The organism is Bradyrhizobium sp. Crot121 (genome assembly GCF_059512385.1).
The window spans coordinates 1-487 of the sequence record NZ_JCAMOR010000348.1; the positions used below are offsets into that span (position 1 = coordinate 1).

Below are 487 nucleotides of genomic sequence, written 5' to 3' on the forward strand. Positions count from 1 at the left end.
GATTCTTCGAAGGTGTTCGAAGCCATCGGAGAAGCAGATGACCTGGACCGAAATCACCCGCTGTCAGCATGACAGACGAGCGCTCCGCTATGCAAGCGATTGTACGGATGCGGAATGGGCCTTGATCGAGCTGTTGATGCCAGGGCCGAGCAAGGTCGGGCGACCGCGCAAGACCTGCATGCGATCGGTATGGGATGCGATCCAGTACATTGCGACGACGGGATGCCAATGGGCGCTTTTGCCAAAGGATTTTCCTCCCTTCACGACGGTCCAGTACTATTTTTATGGCCTGCGCGACAGCGGGGTGTTGGATTTGATCAATGAAGCCTTGGTTGAAGTCGCGCGTAGGCTTGCTGGACGGGAGCCGCAACCAACGGCGGCGATCATCGACAGTCAATCGGTCAAGACGACCGAGAGCGGAGGGCCACGCGGCTTTGATGCGGGCAAGAAGATCAAAGGTCGCAAGCGCCACATCGTCACCGATACA

Annotated in this window: 1 protein-coding gene; it reads left to right on the top strand. The window is 57.5% G+C overall.

Annotated elements, in window-relative coordinates; genetic code table 11:
• Positions 1-37 precede the first annotated feature (37 nt).
• Positions 38-487 (top strand): transposase (locus AC5ZGW_RS46915; protein WP_496114241.1); only part of this gene is annotated, 450 nt, incomplete at its 3' end.